We start from the raw sequence: 17805 nt of genomic DNA on the forward strand, positions 1-17805 counted from the left end.
AGGGGACTTACCTGATTCGGCTAAATATAACGGAATCTTGAAATTTTTGTTAATTTCGGGAAAAAGCTTTTTTTACCTTGCCCGATATGGTATAACTGACTGGAAGCACTTTTTTTATCAATTATTAAAAATAGAAAGAAAAAGGATCATATTATGAAAAAAATTTTTAAAGTTTGTATGTGCGGTTTGGTTGCCGCCGCTCTTATTTCCGGATGTTCTAAAAAGCCGGCAGAAAAGCCTGCAGAAACTGAGACGGAAGCAACGGGAAGCTCAGCACAGGAAACTCTGGCTGTCGAGGATTTAACGGGTGTGGATAATGGTACCGTCACCCTGGGAGATTACAAGGGAATTGAAGTGACCAAGGAACCAGTAGAAGTGACCGATGATGAAGTGAACCAGGCGGTTCAAAACGATTTATCCGTAAGTGCAAAGGATGTTGAGGTTGACCGGGCCGTTCAGAAGGACGATGTGGTTAATGTTGACTATGTAGGAACTAAGGATGGTGTAGCTTTTGAAGGCGGAACAGCTCAGGGCTATGACTTGACGATTGGCTCCGGCCAGTTTATCGAAGGATTTGAAGACGGCCTTGTAGGTGCGAAAAAGGGGGACAAGGTATCCTTAAACCTTACGTTCCCGGAAGGTTATCAGAATGCAGATCTGGCAGGAAAGGCTGTGGTATTTGATGTAACAGTCAATACTGTTAAAGAAAAACAGGTTCCTGAATTAAACGATGCTTTTGTTCAGGAAACGACATCCTTTAAGACAGTAGATGAATACAAGGAAGACAAGAAGCAGACTCTTTTGCAGAATAAGAACGATGAAGCAGATCAGAAGATGAAAAGTGATATTTACACTGCCATCTTAGATGGTTCTAAAGTGGAACCAAAGCAGGAAGCCGTTGATGCTAATTTCAATAACATGATTGCCAGATATACAAACCAGGCAGCCGCTTACGGTATGGACTTTAAGACCTTTGTAGGAGCATTTACCGGAATGGGTGAAGAGGACTTTAAGAATATCATAAAGACCCAGGCAGAGGCGACTGTAGAACAGAGACTGATCGTAAACGCCATAGCGGAAAAAGAGGGAATCACAATCACAGATGAAGATCGTAAGGAAGTTGCAGTGCAGATGGGATATGAAAGCGCTGAAAAGATGATCGAGACCGCAGGCCAGTTTGATGTAGATGATTATATTATAAACAATAAAGTAATGGATTTCCTTACAGAGAACGCAGTTATTAAATAAATGAATAATTTACGATTGGGGGAACCTTTATGCAGCTTTTAAAGGACAGAATACGGAAAGATGGAAAGATTAAGTCTGGTGATGTGCTGAAAGTAGACAGTTTTTTAAATCATCAGATGGATATCAAGCTGTTCGTAGAAATTGGAAAGGAATTTAAGAGACGCTTTGCCGATTATGAAGTCAATAAAATTTTAACCATTGAGGCTTCCGGCATTGGCATAGCCTGTATCGTGGCCCAGTACTTTGATGTACCTGTGGTATTTGCAAAGAAATCAAAGACTAAGAATATAGCAGGTGATGTATATACCACTCCGGTGGAATCCTTTACCCACGGAAGGACCTATGACATCATGGTTTCCAAAGAATTCCTGGGAGCCGGTGACAAGGTATTGCTGATTGATGATTTTTTAGCCAACGGAAAAGCCCTGGAAGGTCTGGCTGCAATCGTAAAGGATTCCGGTGCAAAGCTGGTTGGCGCAGGAATCGTGATTGAAAAGGGCTTCCAGCCCGGTGGAGACCGATTAAGAGCGGAAGGAATCCAGGTAGAGTCCCTGGCCATTGTGGAAAGCATGGATGAAACAACAGGGACCATATCCTTTAGGGGTGACCGATGAGTGAGAAAAGAAAGGCCTTGTTTTTCGATATTGACGGCACGCTTTTTTCCGAGGTAAACCGGAATGTGCCTGAAAGTGCTAAAGAGGCAATTGCACAGGCTCGAAAGAATGGTCATCTGGTATTTATCAATTCCGGGCGCACTGATTGCCTGATCGGTTCCATCAAAGAGCTGATCCAGGTGGATGGCTATTGCTGCGGCTGCGGAACCCGCATTATAGCGGAAGACCAGGTTCTTTTTTCAGCGGCGATCCCTCACGAGCGGGGGATTGAGATCAAGCGTATCATACAGGAATATGACCTGGATGGAGTTTTAGAAGGAACGGAAAGCTGTTACTTTAAAGAAGGAACCTCCCGCCTTCCACAGGTGGAGAGAATGAGGCAAATCGTAGAACGGGAGGGGAACTTATCGCCCTACGGCTGGGATGAGGACTGTTACGACTTTGATAAGTTCTGTGTTTTTGCAGACGAAAAAAGTGATTTAAAAGGTTTTTCCCGGGCCTTGGGACTGGACTTTGAGATCATTGACCGGGGCAGTGGATTTTATGAATGCGTTCCTTCCCAGTATTCCAAGGCAACAGCCATTGAACTGGTTTTAAAGCACTATGGAATCGCTCTGGAAGATACCTATGTGTTTGGTGACAGTACCAATGACTTATCTATGTTTGAATATGCGAAGAACTGCATTCTTATGGGGCATCACAGCGTGGAGCTGGAGCCTTATGCAACCTTTTATACCAAGAATGTGGAAGACGATGGAGTGGCCTATGCGATGAAGAAGCTGGGACTGGCTTGATCGAATATAGAGAAAAAACAGATGGGAGCATCAGCTGATGCTTCCATCTGTTTTTTATACATTTGCTTGGAACTCTTATTTTAATCTTTTTACTCTTATTTCATGGCTGCCAGAATGCTTCTGGCCACGCTTAATCCGTTGGCAGATGCCTGCTGAAGCCCTCTTGTTACAGAAGCACCGTCGCCGATGGCGCGCAGGCCCTCTACGCTGGTTTCAAAGTCCGTATTGACCACAACCTTATTGGAATAGAATTTTACCTCTACACCGTATAACAGGGTTTCCTCGCTGGCAATACCAGGAGTCACCTTGTCCAGTGCAAGAAGCATTTCTTTTATGTCAACCATGATGCGGTGAGGAAATACCAGGGATAAATCACCCGGAACCGCATCCTTTAAGGTGGGGATCAGATTATTGCGGCATAGGCGCTCCTCTGTGGTACGTCTGCCTCTTTGGAAATCGCCAAAGGTCTGTACCAGGATCTTGCCGTCACAGAGCATGTTGCTCAGCTGGGCGATCTGCTTGCCGTATTCAATGGGAGTCTTAAAGGGTTTTGTAAAGTTTTTGGATACCAGGATTGCAAAGTTGGTGTTATTAGTCTTGTATTCCTGGGATTTGTAGGCATGACCGTTGACAACTGCCAGCCCGTTTTCATAGTATTCTGTGGCTACCTCACCGGAAGGGTTGGTACAGAAGGTACGAACCTTGTCGTCAAAGGTTGGGGTATGGTAAACAAGCTTTGCTTCATAAAGATTCTTGTTTAAGAATTCCATGACCTCGTCCCGGACCTCTACCCGGACTCCGATATCTACAGTTCCCACCTTGGTTTCAATACCGTGGTTTTCACAGATGTGGCTAAACCAGTCAGAGCCTTCGCGGCCGATGGCGGACACGATTTCCGGTGCATAGCAGATCTCTTCCTTATCGGTGATGACGCCCGTCGCTTTATTATTTTCGATGATAATATCCTTTACCATTGTGTTGAATGCCATTTCAACTCCCTGCTCCAATAAATGCTCCTGGAGGCGGGTGTAGATCTTATAGCCTTCTTCCGTTCCCAAATGGCGGATGGGACATTCGATCAGCTTTAAGTTGGCTCCAATGGCCTTGCGGCGGATTTCCTGAATCTCTTTTTGCTTGTCAACGCCATAAACATTGGTGTCTGCGCCGAATTTCAAGTAAATGTTGTCTGATTCCTTAAGCAGCTCCACTGTTTTATCATATCCAAGTATTTCAGGGAGGTTTCCGCCAACATCGGGAGATAAGGATAATTTTCCATCGGAAAATGCTCCGGCTCCTGCAAAGCCTGTGGTGATGGAGCATGGCTTGCAGCCTACGCATGTTTTTGTCGTCCGCTTCGGACAGGTCCGGTTTTCGATCCGGCGGCCCTTTTCGATCATTAGAATCTTAAGGTCCGGCTTTTTCTCGATCAGCTCATAGGCGCAGAAAATACCTGAGGGGCCTGCACCAACGATGATGACGTCGTAATTGTTTGAAACATCCTTCATGAACATCACTCCTTTTTCCTTCTAACCCTTATAGTCAACTATTATGGTAGTTGGTAGAAACGCTCAACCGATTATGAACTTATATAAGCGCAACAGCTTTATTCTATCATAGTGGATACGGAAAAGACAAGAGATATCCATTCATCGGAGGAACTTTTTTATATGTATTTTGTTGATCTTAATTATCCACAGTGAAGGATTCCCTTGATTCCATATTTATATACCTGAAGGCAATAGTTCGTCCTTGCACCTGGCCTGAAGGTTGAGTATACTTATTCTTAGGTAAATTCTTTTCCGTGCATATTATGTTAATGGCACGGGGGTGAAAAATTTAAATTTTAACTTATGTAGGAGCAAATTAAATGCAACAAGCTAAAACATTTATTCGTAAAACCGCCTGGATATCAATATTTCCCCAGTTAACTGTAATGGGAACATTAATGTTTGTCTTTAGTTTATTTATTAGACCAATATACATAGATGTCATTCTTGGGTCAGCTACTTACCTGGTATTATCTATGGTATTGGAGCGAGGTATCGCACATAATCATAGAAAAGGAATTTTGCTAACAAAAATGGGAAATTATACTCAAGCAATTGAAGAATACAAAAAAAGCTATGATTTGTTTTGCAAGCATTCATGGATTGATAAGTATCGTTATATTACGTTATTATCTTCAAGTAGATACTCTTATACCGAGATGGCATTAGTCAACTTGGCTTTTTGTTATTTACATTGTGAAAACGTTGAGCTTGCGAAACAATACTATCAGAAGACACTTAAGCTCTTCCCAGATAATGAAATGGCTATAAACGCTTTAAATGCGATAAAATCCTTTGAAAGTAAAACTGACAATTTAACTACTTAACGACCGTTGTTCTGGAAGGAGTTAAAGCTGGATGCTTTTATAAAATAAAAAAGCTGTGTTAGCCTTTACATCTTAAGATCCAGCTGTTAAAATAAAAAAAGCAGCGTTAGACCCCCCGGTTTTGGGAAATCTAACGCTTTTCGGGCGTTTGAAACCCCTAAAAAGTCATGAATCGGAACCGTAATTAATATAGACAATAATAAGGAGAATCATCATGTATATCATCGCAGGATTAGGAAACCCCACCAGGGAATATGAAAAAACCAGACATAATGTAGGGTTTGAAGCTGTGGACGTTCTGGCGGACAAACTGGGGGCCAGTGTAACGGAAAAAAAGCACAGGGCATTTTATGGAACCGGAAGGATCGGATTTGAAAAGGTTATTTTATCAAAACCACAGACCTTTATGAACCTAAGCGGAGAGAGCATCCGGGCCATGGCGGATTTTTACAAGGTGGAGCCAGACCACATCATTATCATCTGCGATGACATCAACTTAACGGAAGGCCAGTTAAGAATCCGGTCAAAGGGAAGCGCCGGAGGCCATAACGGCTTAAAGAACATCATAAACCATCTGGGAACCCAGGAATTTTTAAGGATCCGTGTGGGAGTGGGTGAAAAGCCAAAGGAAATGGACCTGGCGGACTATGTTTTGGGCCGTTTCCCCAGAGAACAGGCAGCGATTATGGACCAGGCGTACAAGGATGCAGCAGAAGCAGCTATTATGGTGGTTACAGAGGGAGCGGAAGCAGCGATGAACCATTTTAACAGGAAGAAGTAAGGAGATTTCATGAGTGATCTATTTGAAAAACCATTGAGGGAATTAAAGGATTTTGAAGACCTTTCCGGTGATCTGTTAAAAAGAGCCGGACCTGTCATGGCCAGCGGCTGTATGGATTCCCAAAAGGTTCATCTGATGTATGAATCGGCAAAACAGGAAGGCTTAAGGCTGGTGGTTACTTATGATGACACCAGAGCCAGGGAGATCTATGAGGACCTGCGCTTCTTTGATCCTGATGTTTGGCTGTATCCGGCCAGGGATCTTCTGTTTTTCAGCGCGGACATCCACGGAAATTTACTGACCAAGCAGCGTATGACTGTGTTCCGTCATTTGATGGAGAAATCCTCCGGCTGGGTTGTCACGACCTTTGACGGGCTTATGGACCACCTTCTTCCGCTTGAGTATCTTAAGGAACAGGTGCTGTCTGTGGAAGGCGGTCAGACCATTGACGTAGAAAAATGGAAAAAACGTCTTACAGAGCTGGGATATGAGCGTATGGCCCAGGTAGATGGCATGGGACAGTTCTCCATCAGAGGCGGGATCATTGACGTATTCCCTTTGACCGAGGAGCTGCCGGTGCGTATTGAGCTGTGGGATGATGAGGTTGACTCCATCAGAACCTTTGATATTGAGAGCCAGAGATCCATTGAACAGTTAGAGAGCATACGGATCTATCCTGCCACGGAAATGGCTTTGACAGGGGGTCAGATCCAGGAGGGAATCGAATCCCTGGAAAAGGAATTAAAAAAATACGAGAAGGATTTAAGGGCACAGTCTAAAATCCAGGAGTCCGCCAGGATCCGTTCCATTGTATCCGAATTTTTGGAAGGGCTTAAGGAAGGGTTCCGGCAGCACGGGCTGGACGGCTATATCCATTACTTCTGCCGGGAGAGCGTGTCTTTTCTGGAGTATTTCCGCGGGGAAAATTCGGTACTTTTCCTGGATGAGCCGGAACGGTTGAAAGAAAAAGGAGAAACCGTTGAAATGGAGTTCAGGGAAAGCATGATACACCGCCTGGAAAACGGTTACCTCCTTCCGGGACAGACCGGTCTTCTATATACTGCAAAAGAGATGCTGGCCAGGGTCCAGACAAAGACGACAGTTTATTTGACCGGCCTTGAACAGAAGCTTTCCGGTTTTACAGTAAAAAACCGCTATAGCTTCCAGGTGAAGAATGTAAATACCTATCAGAATGGGTTTGAGCTTTTAATAAAGGATTTAACCAGATGGAAAAAGGAAGGATACCGGGTAATCCTTTTATCCGCTTCCAGGACCAGGGCCAGCCGTCTGGCAGGAGATCTAAGAGAGTATGATTTACGGGCCTACTGTCCTGATGATGGGGGAGAGGGTCAGGAGGTAAAGCCAGGGGAGATCCTGGTCACCTTTGGAAACCTCCACCGGGGCTTTGAATATTCCATGATAAAATTTATCGTCATAACGGAAGGCGATATGTTTGGCGTGGAAAAAAAGAAGCGGAAACGGAAAAAGACCTCCTATGAAGGAACCAAGATTCAAAACTTTTCGGATCTTTCCATCGGTGATTACGTGGTCCATGAGGAACATGGTCTTGGTATTTACCGGGGAATCGAAAAAATCGAGCAGGATGGAGTCATCAAGGATTATTTAAAGGTAGAATACGCCGACAACGGGAATTTATATCTTCCCGCGACAAGGCTAGACGGAATCCAGAAGTATGCCGGCGCCGAAGCGAAAAAACCAAAGCTGAACCGGCTGGGAGGGGATCAGTGGAACAAGACTAAGACCAGGGTAAAAGGCGCGGTAAAAGAGATTGCCAGGGAGCTGGTGCAGCTCTATGCGACCAGGCAGCAGACTCATGGATTTCAGTACGGAGAGGATACGGTCTGGCAGAAGGAATTTGAAGAGATGTTTCCATATGAGGAAACCGAGGATCAGTGGGATGCCATAGAGGCGACCAAGACGGATATGGAGAGCAGGAAAATCATGGACCGTCTGATCTGCGGGGACGTTGGATACGGAAAGACGGAAATCGCCCTCAGGGCCGCATTCAAGGCGGCACAGGAAGGAAAACAGGTCGTCTATCTGGTTCCGACGACCATCCTTGCCCAGCAGCACTATAATACCTTTGCCCAGCGTATGAAGGATTTCCCTGTCCGGGTGGATTTAATGTCCCGTTTCCGGACTCCGGGGCAGATGAAAAAGACCCTGGAGGATTTAAAACGGGGACTGGTGGATATTGTGATCGGAACACACAGGGTCCTGTCAAAGGATGTGCAGTTTAAGGATCTGGGCCTTCTTATTATTGATGAGGAACAGCGTTTCGGCGTGGCCCATAAAGAAAAGATCAAGCAGCTGAAGGAAAATGTCGATGTCCTGACCTTAACGGCCACTCCCATTCCAAGGACTCTGCACATGAGTCTGGTTGGAATCCGTGACATGAGCGTGCTGGAGGAACCTCCCGTAGACCGTATGCCCATCCAGACCTATGTCATGGAGCATAACGATGAAATGGTGCGGGAGGCCATTCACCGGGAGCTTTCCCGCGGAGGACAGGTTTATTATGTGTACAACCGGGTAAGCAACATCGACGAGGTAGCAAACCATATTGCCAGTCTGGTTCCAGAGGCGGCAGTAACCTTTGCCCATGGGCAGATGCACGAGCATGAACTGGAACGGATCATGTTTGATTTTGTTAACGGAGAAATCGATGTCCTGGTCTGCACGACCATCATTGAGACCGGACTTGACATTGCCAATGCCAACACCATGATCATCCAGGATGCAGACCGCATGGGCCTTTCACAGCTATACCAGCTCCGTGGGCGTGTAGGCCGTTCCAGCCGTACTTCTTATGCATTTCTAATGTATAAGCGGGATAAGCTGCTAAAGGAAGAGGCAGAAAAACGACTTCAGGCCATCCGTGAATTTACAGAACTGGGTTCCGGGATCAAGATCGCCATGCGGGATTTAGAGATCCGGGGGGCAGGCAATGTTCTGGGAGCGGAACAGCATGGACATATGGAGGCAGTAGGGTATGACCTTTACTGCAAGCTCTTGAATCAGGCGGTTTTAGAGCTTAAGGGACAGAGGAAGGAAGAAGAAAGTTATGAAACCGTGGTGGACTGTGACATTGATGCATACATCCCAACTTCCTATATTAAGAATGAATATCAGAAACTTGATATTTATAAGCGGATTTCCAGCATTGAGAACGAAGAAGAATATATGGATATGCAGGATGAGCTGATGGATCGTTTCGGTGACATTCCTAAGCCTGTTGATAACTTGCTTAAGGTGGCCGGCTTAAAGGCTCTGGCCCACAGCGCTTATGTGACAGAGGTTAATATCAACCGTCAGGAGGTCCGCCTGACCATGTATAAGAATGCAAGGCTTAAGGTAGAGGGGATTCCGAAGATCATTGATCAGTACCGCGGGGATTTAAAGTTCCAGATGGGAGAAGTACCAAGGCTTACGTATCTTGACAGAAAGAAAAATCAGTCCACTGATGCCATGATCAGCCAGGCTGAGGTGATATTAAAGCAAATGTTGGAATTGTCAGAAAAGAATGAAAAAATGTGAAAATTGACGTCTAAATTACTGTTCATCTGGTTGATTTTTGTCTTATTTATGATATAATAATAGTAGAAGAAGGGCTTTTGTCCCAGATGCTTTCTTTGTTCCCATTAATGTTTCGGAGAAAGGTGGTAGCTATGGACGTTTTAGGTATGTATCTTCTACAGAGAGTTTCAAATGAATTAACAATTCAAAAATATGGTTCTTTTGAAAACCATTTTGTAACCCCCGTTCCAGATAGCGCGGCTGCAAAAGCAGCCCATGAGGGATATCTTTCATCCTCAAAGCAAGTGATACGCCGTGTCAGACAGGGTGACTTCTAAACTGGGAAAACCCCGGCTTCTTCAAGCAATTTACTAAGTCTGATTAGAAAATCAGGGTTCGACTTTTTTTTAACAAGTCGGCCCTGATTTTAAATTTTGGGAAAAATGGCAGACTTAAGTATAATCTGTTGCTTTCGTAGCAAAATAATATCAGTGATATAAAAACGCACAAGATGGAGGAATTTTTATTATGAAAGCAACTGGAATTGTAAGACGAATTGACGACCTGGGACGTGTAGTTATACCGAAAGAAATCAGAAGGACGCTCCGGTTACGTGAAGGGACTCCGCTTGAAATATTTACAGACAGGGAAGGAGAAATCATTTTAAAGAAATATTCTCCGATGGTAGAACTTACTGCTTTTGCTTCCCAATATGCAGAAGCCATGGCTCAAACTACCGGACTTACCGTATGTATCAGCGACAGAGATCAGATCATTGCTGTGGCAGGAGGATCTAAGAAGGAACTAATGCAGAAGACCATCAGCAAGCAATTGGAGAACCTTATCAATGAACGCACGGTTGTAGTGGCCGGAAAAGATGACAAGGGCTTTATTCCTCTGTCAGGGGAAACTCTGGAAGGAATAACGGCTCAGGTGGTGGCTCCCATTATCTGTGAGGGCGATGCAATTGGAGCAGTAGCCTTATTGAGCAGAGAACCAAGAGCACGTTTTGGAGATATGGAAATAAAGCTGGCTACAACGGCCGCCGGATTTTTAGGCCGTCAGATGGAAGGCTAGTCTTTTCGTAAACCAACATACATGAATCAGGAGGTGAATAGAAATGAAGGTTTTTGTACCAGAGGAAGATGATTATAACGATGGCGATATCCCGGAAATTGATACGGAACCATACAAAGATGGTTTCTACGTTGAACCATTACCGGAATCAGAACGGCCAAGGCGGGATGGTCCCGGGGGAAATTAACCGGACGCTTATGCCATAATCCAGGAGAGGTAAGCCTTTTAGCATACCTCTCCGTCCGGATGGTTTGGACAGTAAATGAGGTAATAACAAAAAAAGAAACGGCATCTGCCGTTTCTTTTTTAGGCGGAAACCGGTTAATAGATGATCTGGTCTCCGTCTTTGATGCAATAATTTACCTTTACTCCCAGCTCTTCCATCCATTTCCTGGTTTCAAGCGTCTTCCAGTCCCCGCTGCCGATTCCGCCGCCGTTGTCGTTATTCCACAGCCAGAGCGGACAGGGCCAGAGGGCGATTTGAGGTTTAATGATGGCATATACATTCTGGTTAACTCCGTACTGGCCGTGGTGGGACATCTGAACGATATCGCTTTTTAAATCTTCTGCGCTTCGTTCTGCAGCCAGGTGTTCACCGGCTTCGGGTCCCATATCACCCAGCACCAGGATGCTTACATCATTTAGGAAAAATTTATAAGCAATGGAGCTATTATTTACGGAGGTGACATCCAGAAGATAAGGATTGTTTAAAACCTTTGCTTTTATCTGTCCCAGCTGGATCTCCTGATCCTTCTGTACAGTATGCAGCTTTTCGGCGGGGAGTGTTGCAAGGGCAGATATCAGACTGTTGACCATACTGTTCCGGGAAGGTTCAACCTTTTCATACCAGGATAAGTCCGCCAGGGAATAATAGACATTATCAATGGTGATCTGGCTGTCTGGATTATTCAGAATCTGAACAAGTGCCCCTATATGGTCTGAATGAGGATGGGTAATAAACCAGCCGGATACATGCCCTCCCTTAGAACGCAGCACTTCCGTCAAATGGGCGGCATCAATGTCCCAGCCGCCGTCAATGACCACAAGGGTTCCGTTTTTGTCCTGTAAGATCATGGAAAGCATTTGCCGGTTGTCGTAATCAGAAAGCAGGGATAAGCTGCCGCCGTTAAAAATTTTGCTTCCCGGTCCGATATTAAGGGCCGGTCCAAAGCCCATGCCCCGCATCGTAAGCTCTCCGGCTGAAACACTGGGTGTTAAGAGTTCAGTGGTAAATGCGGTAAATACAATGTTTAAAAATAAAATACAAGCTGCTATTTTTTTCCATATGTTGAAATTCTTCATGGTTACCTCCGTTTTCCTTTGTATATTTTATTTCATGAAGATTGGCCGTTAGATGAGCCAATGGCAAATCGAACTTCCTTAGATAATCTCTCTTATTATATAAGAACAGGCACTTTTTTAACAGGGGGGAGAAACAATTGTCAGAAAATCTTCAGAATTAAAAAAAGCCTGATCCCATGGACAGCCGTGTCATGATATAATAAAGGCAAAAGGAGGCCGAACATGTATACTTTTGAAGATTTAGTAAATATTACAAATAAACTGCGATCTGAAAAAGGCTGTTCCTGGGACAGGGAGCAGACCTATGAGAGTCTGAAAAAATGCCTTGAAGAAGAAAGCAGGGAGGTTCTTAATGCCATTGATCATGAGGATATGGAAAACCTTTGCGAAGAACTGGGAGATATCCTGTTTCTGGTAATGCTTTACAGCCAGATTGCAAAGGAGCAGGGAGACTTCTCCACTGATGATGTGGTAAATGGAATCTGTAAAAAAATGATACGCAGACACCCCCATGTTTTTGGAGGAGAAAATGCAGGTTTGCAGCTGGAGGGACAAGCGCTTTGGGATGCAATAAAAAAGCAGGAGAAAGCCCTTCAAAAGTGCGAAAAACCTTGACAAAAACGGGAGAAACAGCTATAAATGATATAGTAATCGTGTTATGCGAAAAATCGTAGCCTGGTGCTACATTCTAGGAGGAAGATATCAATGAACAAAGCAGAGTTAATCGCAGCAGTCGCAGAAAAAGCAGAGCTGTCCAAAAAGGATGCAGAGAAGGCAGTTAAAGCTTTAACAGATGTAATATCTGAAGAACTGGTTAAAGGCGAGAAGATCCAGTTAGTTGGTTTTGGTACATTTGAGGTATCTGAAAGAGCGGCAAGAGAGGGAAGAAATCCAAAGAGCGGCGAAGTTATGAACATCCCTGCTTCCAAGACACCAAAATTTAAAGCTGGAAAGGCTTTAAAGGATATGGTGAACGCTTAATCCATGAGACTGGATAAGTTTCTCAAGGTTTCTCGTCTGATCAAGAGAAGAACCGTAGCGAACGAAGCCTGTGATGCAGGCCGTGTGCTTGTAGGTGGAAAGCCTGCGAAAGCTTCCTTAAACATTAAGGAAGGCGACATCATAGAGATCCATTTTGGGACTAGCTCTGTAAAGGTTGAGGTTCTTGATGTAGCGGAAACGGTTAAAAAGGATGAAGCCAAAGAGCTATATCGTTATCTCTAGTTCACAGTTTCGATACGTACGATAAATTTCAGTAATATTGGAGCGTACCTCCTAATATACTTAAGACAGGTATATTAGGAGGTTTTTGTATGGAAGAAAAGGTGAATATCCGTCCTCACAGACTCACAATAGAAAACCGGGGTTCCGGTACGATGACAGGAATACGGGAAGTGGTGTCCTTTGATGAAAACCAGGTAGTTCTTGATACGGACATGGGACTTTTGACTTTAAAGGGAAAGGGGCTCCACGTCAGCCGCCTGACTCTTGAAAAAGGGGAAGTGGATTTAAACGGCAATATTGAAAGTCTTACCTATTCCTCCAATGAAGCTCTGCGCAGGTCAGGGGAATCCATGATTTCCAGGCTGTTTAAATAAAAAAGGAAGTTCGATTCGCCCGGCGGTTCATCGAACGGTTGATTTTCTAAGCCCAGCCGGCGCTTTGCTAAGAAAATTATGCCCAGAAGGAGTCATATGAGCGTTCATATCGTATACGAAGTAAAACTTCTGCTCTACAGCTTCTTAACAGGCGCAGGGCTTATGATAACATATGACCTGCTACGCATTTTCCGTATTTTTATTCCTCATTCCTATGTGTTTATAGGAATAGAGGACATGATATACTGGGTTTATGCGGCCTTAGTCACGTTTTCTCTGCTGTATGAACAGAATGACGGAGGATTAAGAGGGTACGCCGTTGCTGGAGTATTTATAGGAATGTTTTTATATGATAAAATAGTAAGCAAACATTTCATAAAGCTCTTGAAACATTTCCGAAAATATCTTAAAATAAAGGTGGACGGTTGTAACCGAAGAAAGAACCGGCATTAAAGGTGATTGGTGATCGTATGGACAAAATGGGAAAATCAAGACGAAAGAGAAAAGATAGGTGGGGCAATCGAATGACGATCATCGGCATTACCTTTGTCGTATTCAGCCTTGCTGTGATTGTTACCATTAAGGGAGTCACGTTAAAAGAAAAGGAGCGGGAATATGAGCTCCGTCTGGAGAATCTTCAGGCCCAGGTGGACAAGGAAGAGGAACGGTCTCAAAAATTAGAGGAATACCGGGTTTATGTCCAAACCAAACAATATATTGAAGAAGTCGCAAAGCAGAAGCTGGGTCTTGTTAATCCTGACGAGATTTTACTGAAGCCGTCGCGTAGGCAGTAGTGCTATCCCCCTATTTCCAGAGAGCCCGGACAATAATGGGGAAACACCCTTCGGGTATCCCTCTATGTCCAGAGAGCCTGGACAATAAAGGGGAAAGCTGTCGTACGATTTTAGAACATGAGTCAGCCGTTTTGACAAATATTTTCCTTCTGCCTGTATATAATGTGGTTTATGAGAAACTGTATTTTATTTTCTCATAAAAAGGTGCTGTTATTGCACCATCCATCCGATTATGAAAACATGTTTTCATAATATGGTTTAAAGCATGATACAGGCAGGAGGGATTTTTGTGTTCAGACGTAAGGCGGCACATCATGATATGGCTGATGTGAATGTATATACGGCAAAAAGATTAAACGACATGGCCAGTTCCTTGGGAGAACTTGCCAAAGCTTGTACAGATGACTTGTCAGCAGAACAGGGACTTACAAAGGAAGACGGCATTGCGGCCCTTGAAACGGCGGCGGCTATGGTATGCGCAGGCTGCAACAAATGCATTGTGTATTCCGGGAAAGAACAGGACAATCAATATTATCTGCAATATCTGGTTCGTGCATTTGAACAAAAAGGGAGTGTGGACTACGGGGACATGCCCCGTTTTTTTCTGGAAACCTGTAAAAGGAAGGATGACTACATGGTCCAGCTGAACCGGGGGCTTGGCAGAGCCACCATGAATCTGGCATGGAAGAACCGTTTTTTAGAAAGCCGCGACGCGGTGATCGTCCAATTTAAGGAACTGGCTGTGATTTTGGAGGAGTTTTCTCATCAGGTGGAACATTCTGTTGACATAACTCCAGATTGGGATGAAGAAATTAAGCGGGCTTTTCGACGCAACCATATTATTATTGAGAAGATGCTCATTTTAGAATACGAGAATCATCAGAGGGAAGCATTCCTCACTATGAGGACCTTGAACGGCCGTTGTGTGACGGTAAAGGAGGCTGCGGAGATCCTGGAAAATGCAATAGAGGAAGGGGAATGGACGGTTGCCCCTGACGGCAGGAACCTGGTGACCAAGCAGGCCGATACCATACGGTTTGTTGAAAAGGGAGAGTACCGGGTCATTTATGGTGTGGCCAAAGCAGTCAAAAGCGGAGAAGAGGTATCCGGAGACAATTATACCTTTGGACAAGTCCAGCCGGGACAGGTTATCATGAGCCTGTCAGACGGCATGGGGAGCGGCAGAGTGGCCGAAGAAGAAAGCAGGCAGGTCATTGAGCTGACTCAAAGGCTTCTTGAGGCCGGATTTTCCACCAGGGCGGCCCTTAAAATGGTCAATACGGTCCTGCTTCTCACCGGGATCGCCCAACATCCGGCCACCTTGGATTTATGCTGCATTGATTTAAAAACCGGGATCATGGAGGCCATGAAGCTGGGAGCGGCAGCCACCTATATTCTCAGTGAAAAGGGAGTAGAGCTTTTGGAAGCAGGTGAGGTCCCCATGGGAATCCTAAATCCGGTGGAGCCGGTTCTCCTGTCCAAAAAGCTATGGGATGATAACCGGATCATCATGGTGAGCGACGGCGTGTTAGACGCTCTTCCGGCAGACGAAAAGGAACTGATGCTGCAGGAATTCATTGCAGGAATGCCTGTAAAAAATCCTCAGGATATGGCTGACAGGATTCTCCTGTTTGCAAGATCCTTCAGCGATAAGGCTGCGGATGATATGACAGTTCTCACTGCCGGAATATGGAAAAGAAAATAATAATTGCAACAGACATGTTTTGTGGGTATATTTATAATATAGAGGGGAGAAAATCAACTAAGGAAGGTGGCTGAATGTACAGAACGATATTGGATTATATCAGACGGAACCGGCTGTTTTCTCCGGGGGACCGCGTCATTGTGGCGCTTTCCGGAGGAGCCGATTCGGTCTGTCTTCTTGTAGTCTTAAACGAGCTTAAGGAAGTGCTGGGGCTGGAATTAAAAGCGGTTCATGTCCATCACGGCTTAAGAGGGAAAGAGGCAGACAGGGACAGTGATTACGCTGGTAAGCTGTCAGAAACGCTGGGAGTGCCTTTTGCCTGTGTCCGGGTGGATGCAGCCCTTTATGCCAGGGAACATGGTATGTCAGTGGAAGAGGCAGGAAGGCATTTGCGTTACCAGATTTTTGAGAAGGAGCTCCTTGGCTTTTCAGGGACAAAAATAGCGGTGGCCCATCACAGGGATGATCAGGCAGAGACCATTCTTTATAACCTGTTCCGCGGGACCGGGTTAAAAGGGCTTGGAGGAATGCGCCCGGTACGGGACAAAATCGTCCGCCCGCTGCTGTCTGTTGGAAGGGAGGAAATTCTTGCATATCTGGCGGAAAAAGGGATATCTTATTGTGAGGACTCTACCAATGCCCAGACGGATTATGTGAGGAACCGCATTAGAAGCCGGATTTTGCCGGAGATCAGAGAACAGGTGAACAGGCGGGCAGGGGAAAACATTCTTCATGCAGGGGAGATGGCTGCTCAGGCAGATGCGTATCTGGAAAAGCAGGCAGAAGGAATATTAAAGGCCTGGGGAGTCAGGGAAACGGATGAGGCCGGAATAATAACGGCGCGGGGAGTTGATGCAAAAGCCCTTTTGGCGGAAGATGACATTATAAAGAACTATGTGATCCGGATCATGATCCGGACTGTCAATGAATCCATGAAGGATATTACCATGACTCACGTGGAAAGCGCAGCAGCGCTTCTTTTTGGTTCTTCCGGCAGGCAGGTGGATCTGCCATGCGGGCTTATTGCTGTGCGCATTTTTGATGATTTGTGGATAAAAAGGAAAAAACAGGAAGGATCGGTGGATAAGGGAAAAGCAGTTTTTCTTCCAGAACTGGATTTTAAGATTTTTCCCTACAAAAAAGGTCAGGAAATTCCCAAAAACGGGTATACGAAATGGTTTGATTATGATAAAATCAAATGTGCACTGTCTGTTAGGTATCGAAAAACCGGAGATTACATGACACTGGCCGGAGGCGGCAGAAAGACCGTCAAAGAATTTATGATTCATGAGAAGATACCGAGAGAGGAACGGGAAAAAATACCGCTGGTAGCGGATGGTTCCCATGTCCTCTGGGTCATCGGATACCGGATCAGTGAATATTATAAGATAACAGATGATACCCGTACAGTAATACAAATGCAGTTAGACGGAGGAAAAAACAATGGATGATAAGATACGTATATTGTTATCAGAGGAAGAAGTAGCGGCAAGGGTAAAAGAAATAGCAGAAGAGATCCGCAGAGATTATGAGGGAAAACCACTTCATTTGATTTGTATTTTAAAGGGTGGTGTTTTCTTTACCTGTGAGCTTGCAAAGAGGATTGATCTGCCTCTTACCATGGATTTCATGTCCGTATCCAGTTACGGCGCCGGAACGGTGTCCAGCGGAATCGTTAAGATCACCAAAGACCTTGATGATCCCATTGAAGGAAAGGATGTATTGATCGTGGAAGATATCATTGATTCCGGCAATACCCTGGCCTATCTGATTGAGGTATTAAAGCAGAGAAATCCAAACAGCATTGAGCTGTGTACCCTTCTTGATAAACCGGAGCGCCGGGTGAAGGATCAGGTCAAGGTGAAATATACCTGTTTTACCGTGCCGGATCAATTTATCGTTGGATATGGCCTTGACTACGATCAGATATACAGGAATTTACCATATATTGGAGTTATAGAACAGCAATAAGGAGGCAGCA

At 44.9% G+C, this 17805-nt stretch carries 20 protein-coding genes and 1 riboswitch; of the genes, 18 read left to right on the forward strand and 2 right to left on the reverse strand.

Annotation, left to right across the window (positions count from 1 at the left end; genetic code table 11):
- Positions 1–153: 153 nt before the first annotated feature.
- Genes tig through H171_RS21015 form a run of 3 tightly spaced genes read left to right on the forward strand, consistent with a single transcriptional unit; the run spans position 154 to position 2656 of the window.
- On the forward strand, positions 154–1248 hold the full coding sequence (gene tig / locus H171_RS21005) for a trigger factor (protein WP_100306870.1): 1095 nt from the start codon (positions 154–156) through the stop codon (positions 1246–1248).
- A 29-nt stretch (positions 1249–1277) separates the two neighbouring features.
- Positions 1278–1862 carry a xanthine phosphoribosyltransferase gene (locus tag H171_RS21010; protein ID WP_100306871.1) on the forward strand — a complete coding sequence of 195 codons (585 nt, stop codon included), beginning with the start codon at positions 1278–1280 and terminating at the stop codon, positions 1860–1862.
- A complete protein-coding gene (locus tag H171_RS21015; RefSeq protein ID WP_100306872.1) occupies positions 1859–2656 on the forward strand; it encodes an HAD family hydrolase in 798 nt (265 codons plus the stop codon). Before H171_RS21010 ends, H171_RS21015 begins: the two co-directional genes overlap by 4 nt.
- A gap of 95 nt (positions 2657–2751) precedes the next feature.
- On the opposite strand, the gene H171_RS21020 is transcribed toward H171_RS21015, so the two are convergent.
- Positions 2752–4161: an NAD(P)/FAD-dependent oxidoreductase gene (locus H171_RS21020; protein WP_100306873.1), complete on the reverse strand. Its 1410-nt coding sequence runs from the start codon at positions 4159–4161 to the stop codon at positions 2752–2754.
- Between the two features lie 11 nt (positions 4162–4172).
- Positions 4173–4268: riboswitch (purine riboswitch) on the reverse strand.
- Positions 4269–4523: 255 nt separating this feature from the next.
- Here H171_RS21020 and H171_RS21025 point away from each other — a divergent pair.
- The 6 genes from H171_RS21025 to H171_RS21050 all read left to right on the forward strand — a co-directional run bounded on the left by H171_RS21025 (position 4524) and on the right by H171_RS21050 (position 10612).
- On the forward strand, positions 4524–5030 hold the full coding sequence (locus H171_RS21025) for a tetratricopeptide repeat protein (RefSeq protein WP_100306874.1): 507 nt from the start codon (positions 4524–4526) through the stop codon (positions 5028–5030).
- Between the two features lie 214 nt (positions 5031–5244).
- Positions 5245–5811 (forward strand): aminoacyl-tRNA hydrolase, encoded by a 567-nt coding sequence (gene pth / locus H171_RS21030; protein ID WP_100306875.1) that lies wholly within the window; start codon positions 5245–5247, stop codon positions 5809–5811.
- Positions 5812–5820: 9 nt separating this feature from the next.
- Positions 5821–9369 carry a transcription-repair coupling factor gene (gene mfd, locus H171_RS21035; RefSeq protein WP_100306876.1) on the forward strand — a complete coding sequence of 1183 codons (3549 nt, stop codon included), beginning with the start codon at positions 5821–5823 and terminating at the stop codon, positions 9367–9369.
- A gap of 131 nt (positions 9370–9500) precedes the next feature.
- Positions 9501–9686 (forward strand): hypothetical protein, encoded by a 186-nt coding sequence (locus H171_RS21040; protein WP_100306877.1) that lies wholly within the window; start codon positions 9501–9503, stop codon positions 9684–9686.
- A gap of 190 nt (positions 9687–9876) precedes the next feature.
- Positions 9877–10425, forward strand: coding sequence for a stage V sporulation protein T (gene spoVT, locus H171_RS21045; RefSeq protein ID WP_100306878.1), 549 nt, complete (start codon positions 9877–9879; stop codon positions 10423–10425).
- A 43-nt stretch (positions 10426–10468) separates the two neighbouring features.
- Complete coding sequence (locus tag H171_RS21050) at positions 10469–10612, forward strand: AE-binding protein (protein WP_100306879.1); 144 nt, start codon at positions 10469–10471, stop codon at positions 10610–10612.
- A gap of 134 nt (positions 10613–10746) precedes the next feature.
- On the opposite strand, the gene H171_RS21055 is transcribed toward H171_RS21050, so the two are convergent.
- Positions 10747–11727 carry a ComEC/Rec2 family competence protein gene (locus H171_RS21055; RefSeq protein ID WP_100306880.1) on the reverse strand — a complete coding sequence of 327 codons (981 nt, stop codon included), beginning with the start codon at positions 11725–11727 and terminating at the stop codon, positions 10747–10749.
- 222 nt (positions 11728–11949) lie between these two features.
- On the opposite strand from H171_RS21055, the gene H171_RS21060 reads away from it, so the two are divergent.
- The 9 genes from H171_RS21060 to hpt all read left to right on the forward strand — a co-directional run bounded on the left by H171_RS21060 (position 11950) and on the right by hpt (position 17795).
- A complete protein-coding gene (locus tag H171_RS21060) occupies positions 11950–12342 on the forward strand; it encodes a MazG nucleotide pyrophosphohydrolase domain-containing protein (RefSeq protein ID WP_100306881.1) in 393 nt (130 codons plus the stop codon).
- A 63-nt stretch (positions 12343–12405) separates the two neighbouring features.
- On the forward strand, positions 12406–12708 hold the full coding sequence (locus H171_RS21065) for an HU family DNA-binding protein (protein WP_268875600.1): 303 nt from the start codon (positions 12406–12408) through the stop codon (positions 12706–12708).
- 3 nt (positions 12709–12711) lie between these two features.
- Positions 12712–12951 (forward strand): RNA-binding S4 domain-containing protein, encoded by a 240-nt coding sequence (locus H171_RS21070; RefSeq protein ID WP_100306882.1) that lies wholly within the window; start codon positions 12712–12714, stop codon positions 12949–12951.
- An 89-nt stretch (positions 12952–13040) separates the two neighbouring features.
- Complete coding sequence (yabP, locus tag H171_RS21075; protein ID WP_025230362.1) at positions 13041–13325, forward strand: sporulation protein YabP; 285 nt, start codon at positions 13041–13043, stop codon at positions 13323–13325.
- A gap of 96 nt (positions 13326–13421) precedes the next feature.
- Complete coding sequence (gene yabQ / locus H171_RS21080) at positions 13422–13778, forward strand: spore cortex biosynthesis protein YabQ (RefSeq protein WP_100306883.1); 357 nt, start codon at positions 13422–13424, stop codon at positions 13776–13778.
- Positions 13779–13795: 17 nt separating this feature from the next.
- Complete coding sequence (locus H171_RS21085; RefSeq protein WP_025230360.1) at positions 13796–14119, forward strand: septum formation initiator family protein; 324 nt, start codon at positions 13796–13798, stop codon at positions 14117–14119.
- Positions 14120–14408: 289 nt separating this feature from the next.
- Positions 14409–15824 (forward strand): SpoIIE family protein phosphatase, encoded by a 1416-nt coding sequence (locus H171_RS21090; RefSeq protein WP_330398887.1) that lies wholly within the window; start codon positions 14409–14411, stop codon positions 15822–15824.
- Positions 15825–15898: 74 nt separating this feature from the next.
- On the forward strand, positions 15899–17275 hold the full coding sequence (gene tilS / locus H171_RS21095; RefSeq protein WP_100306885.1) for a tRNA lysidine(34) synthetase TilS: 1377 nt from the start codon (positions 15899–15901) through the stop codon (positions 17273–17275).
- Positions 17268–17795 carry a hypoxanthine phosphoribosyltransferase gene (hpt, locus tag H171_RS21100; RefSeq protein ID WP_100306886.1) on the forward strand — a complete coding sequence of 176 codons (528 nt, stop codon included), beginning with the start codon at positions 17268–17270 and terminating at the stop codon, positions 17793–17795. The genes tilS and hpt overlap by 8 nt, the downstream gene beginning before the upstream one ends.
- The last annotated feature ends 10 nt before the right edge of the window (positions 17796–17805 follow it).

The sequence above is a fragment of the [Clostridium] celerecrescens 18A genome (assembly GCF_002797975.1).
GTDB lineage: Bacteria > Bacillota > Clostridia > Lachnospirales > Lachnospiraceae > Lacrimispora > Lacrimispora celerecrescens.

Bases quoted from the DNA above. Each gene is read 5' to 3' on its own strand.
- tig (WP_100306870.1), top strand. From the start codon at position 154: ATGAAAAAAATTTTTAAAGTTTGTATGTGCGGTTTGGTTGCCGCCGCT.
- H171_RS21010 (WP_100306871.1), top strand. From the start codon at position 1,278: ATGCAGCTTTTAAAGGACAGAATACGGAAAGATGGAAAGATTAAGTCT.
- H171_RS21015 (WP_100306872.1), top strand. From the start codon at position 1,859: ATGAGTGAGAAAAGAAAGGCCTTGTTTTTCGATATTGACGGCACGCTT.
- H171_RS21020 (WP_100306873.1), bottom strand. From the start codon at position 4,161: ATGAAGGATGTTTCAAACAATTACGACGTCATCATCGTTGGTGCAGGC.
- H171_RS21025 (WP_100306874.1), top strand. From the start codon at position 4,524: ATGCAACAAGCTAAAACATTTATTCGTAAAACCGCCTGGATATCAATA.
- pth (WP_100306875.1), top strand. From the start codon at position 5,245: ATGTATATCATCGCAGGATTAGGAAACCCCACCAGGGAATATGAAAAA.
- mfd (WP_100306876.1), top strand. From the start codon at position 5,821: ATGAGTGATCTATTTGAAAAACCATTGAGGGAATTAAAGGATTTTGAA.
- H171_RS21040 (WP_100306877.1), top strand. From the start codon at position 9,501: ATGGACGTTTTAGGTATGTATCTTCTACAGAGAGTTTCAAATGAATTA.
- spoVT (WP_100306878.1), top strand. From the start codon at position 9,877: ATGAAAGCAACTGGAATTGTAAGACGAATTGACGACCTGGGACGTGTA.
- H171_RS21050 (WP_100306879.1), top strand. From the start codon at position 10,469: ATGAAGGTTTTTGTACCAGAGGAAGATGATTATAACGATGGCGATATC.
- H171_RS21055 (WP_100306880.1), bottom strand. From the start codon at position 11,727: ATGAAGAATTTCAACATATGGAAAAAAATAGCAGCTTGTATTTTATTT.
- H171_RS21060 (WP_100306881.1), top strand. From the start codon at position 11,950: ATGTATACTTTTGAAGATTTAGTAAATATTACAAATAAACTGCGATCT.
- H171_RS21070 (WP_100306882.1), top strand. From the start codon at position 12,712: ATGAGACTGGATAAGTTTCTCAAGGTTTCTCGTCTGATCAAGAGAAGA.
- yabP (WP_025230362.1), top strand. From the start codon at position 13,041: ATGGAAGAAAAGGTGAATATCCGTCCTCACAGACTCACAATAGAAAAC.
- yabQ (WP_100306883.1), top strand. From the start codon at position 13,422: ATGAGCGTTCATATCGTATACGAAGTAAAACTTCTGCTCTACAGCTTC.
- H171_RS21085 (WP_025230360.1), top strand. From the start codon at position 13,796: ATGGACAAAATGGGAAAATCAAGACGAAAGAGAAAAGATAGGTGGGGC.
- tilS (WP_100306885.1), top strand. From the start codon at position 15,899: ATGTACAGAACGATATTGGATTATATCAGACGGAACCGGCTGTTTTCT.
- hpt (WP_100306886.1), top strand. From the start codon at position 17,268: ATGGATGATAAGATACGTATATTGTTATCAGAGGAAGAAGTAGCGGCA.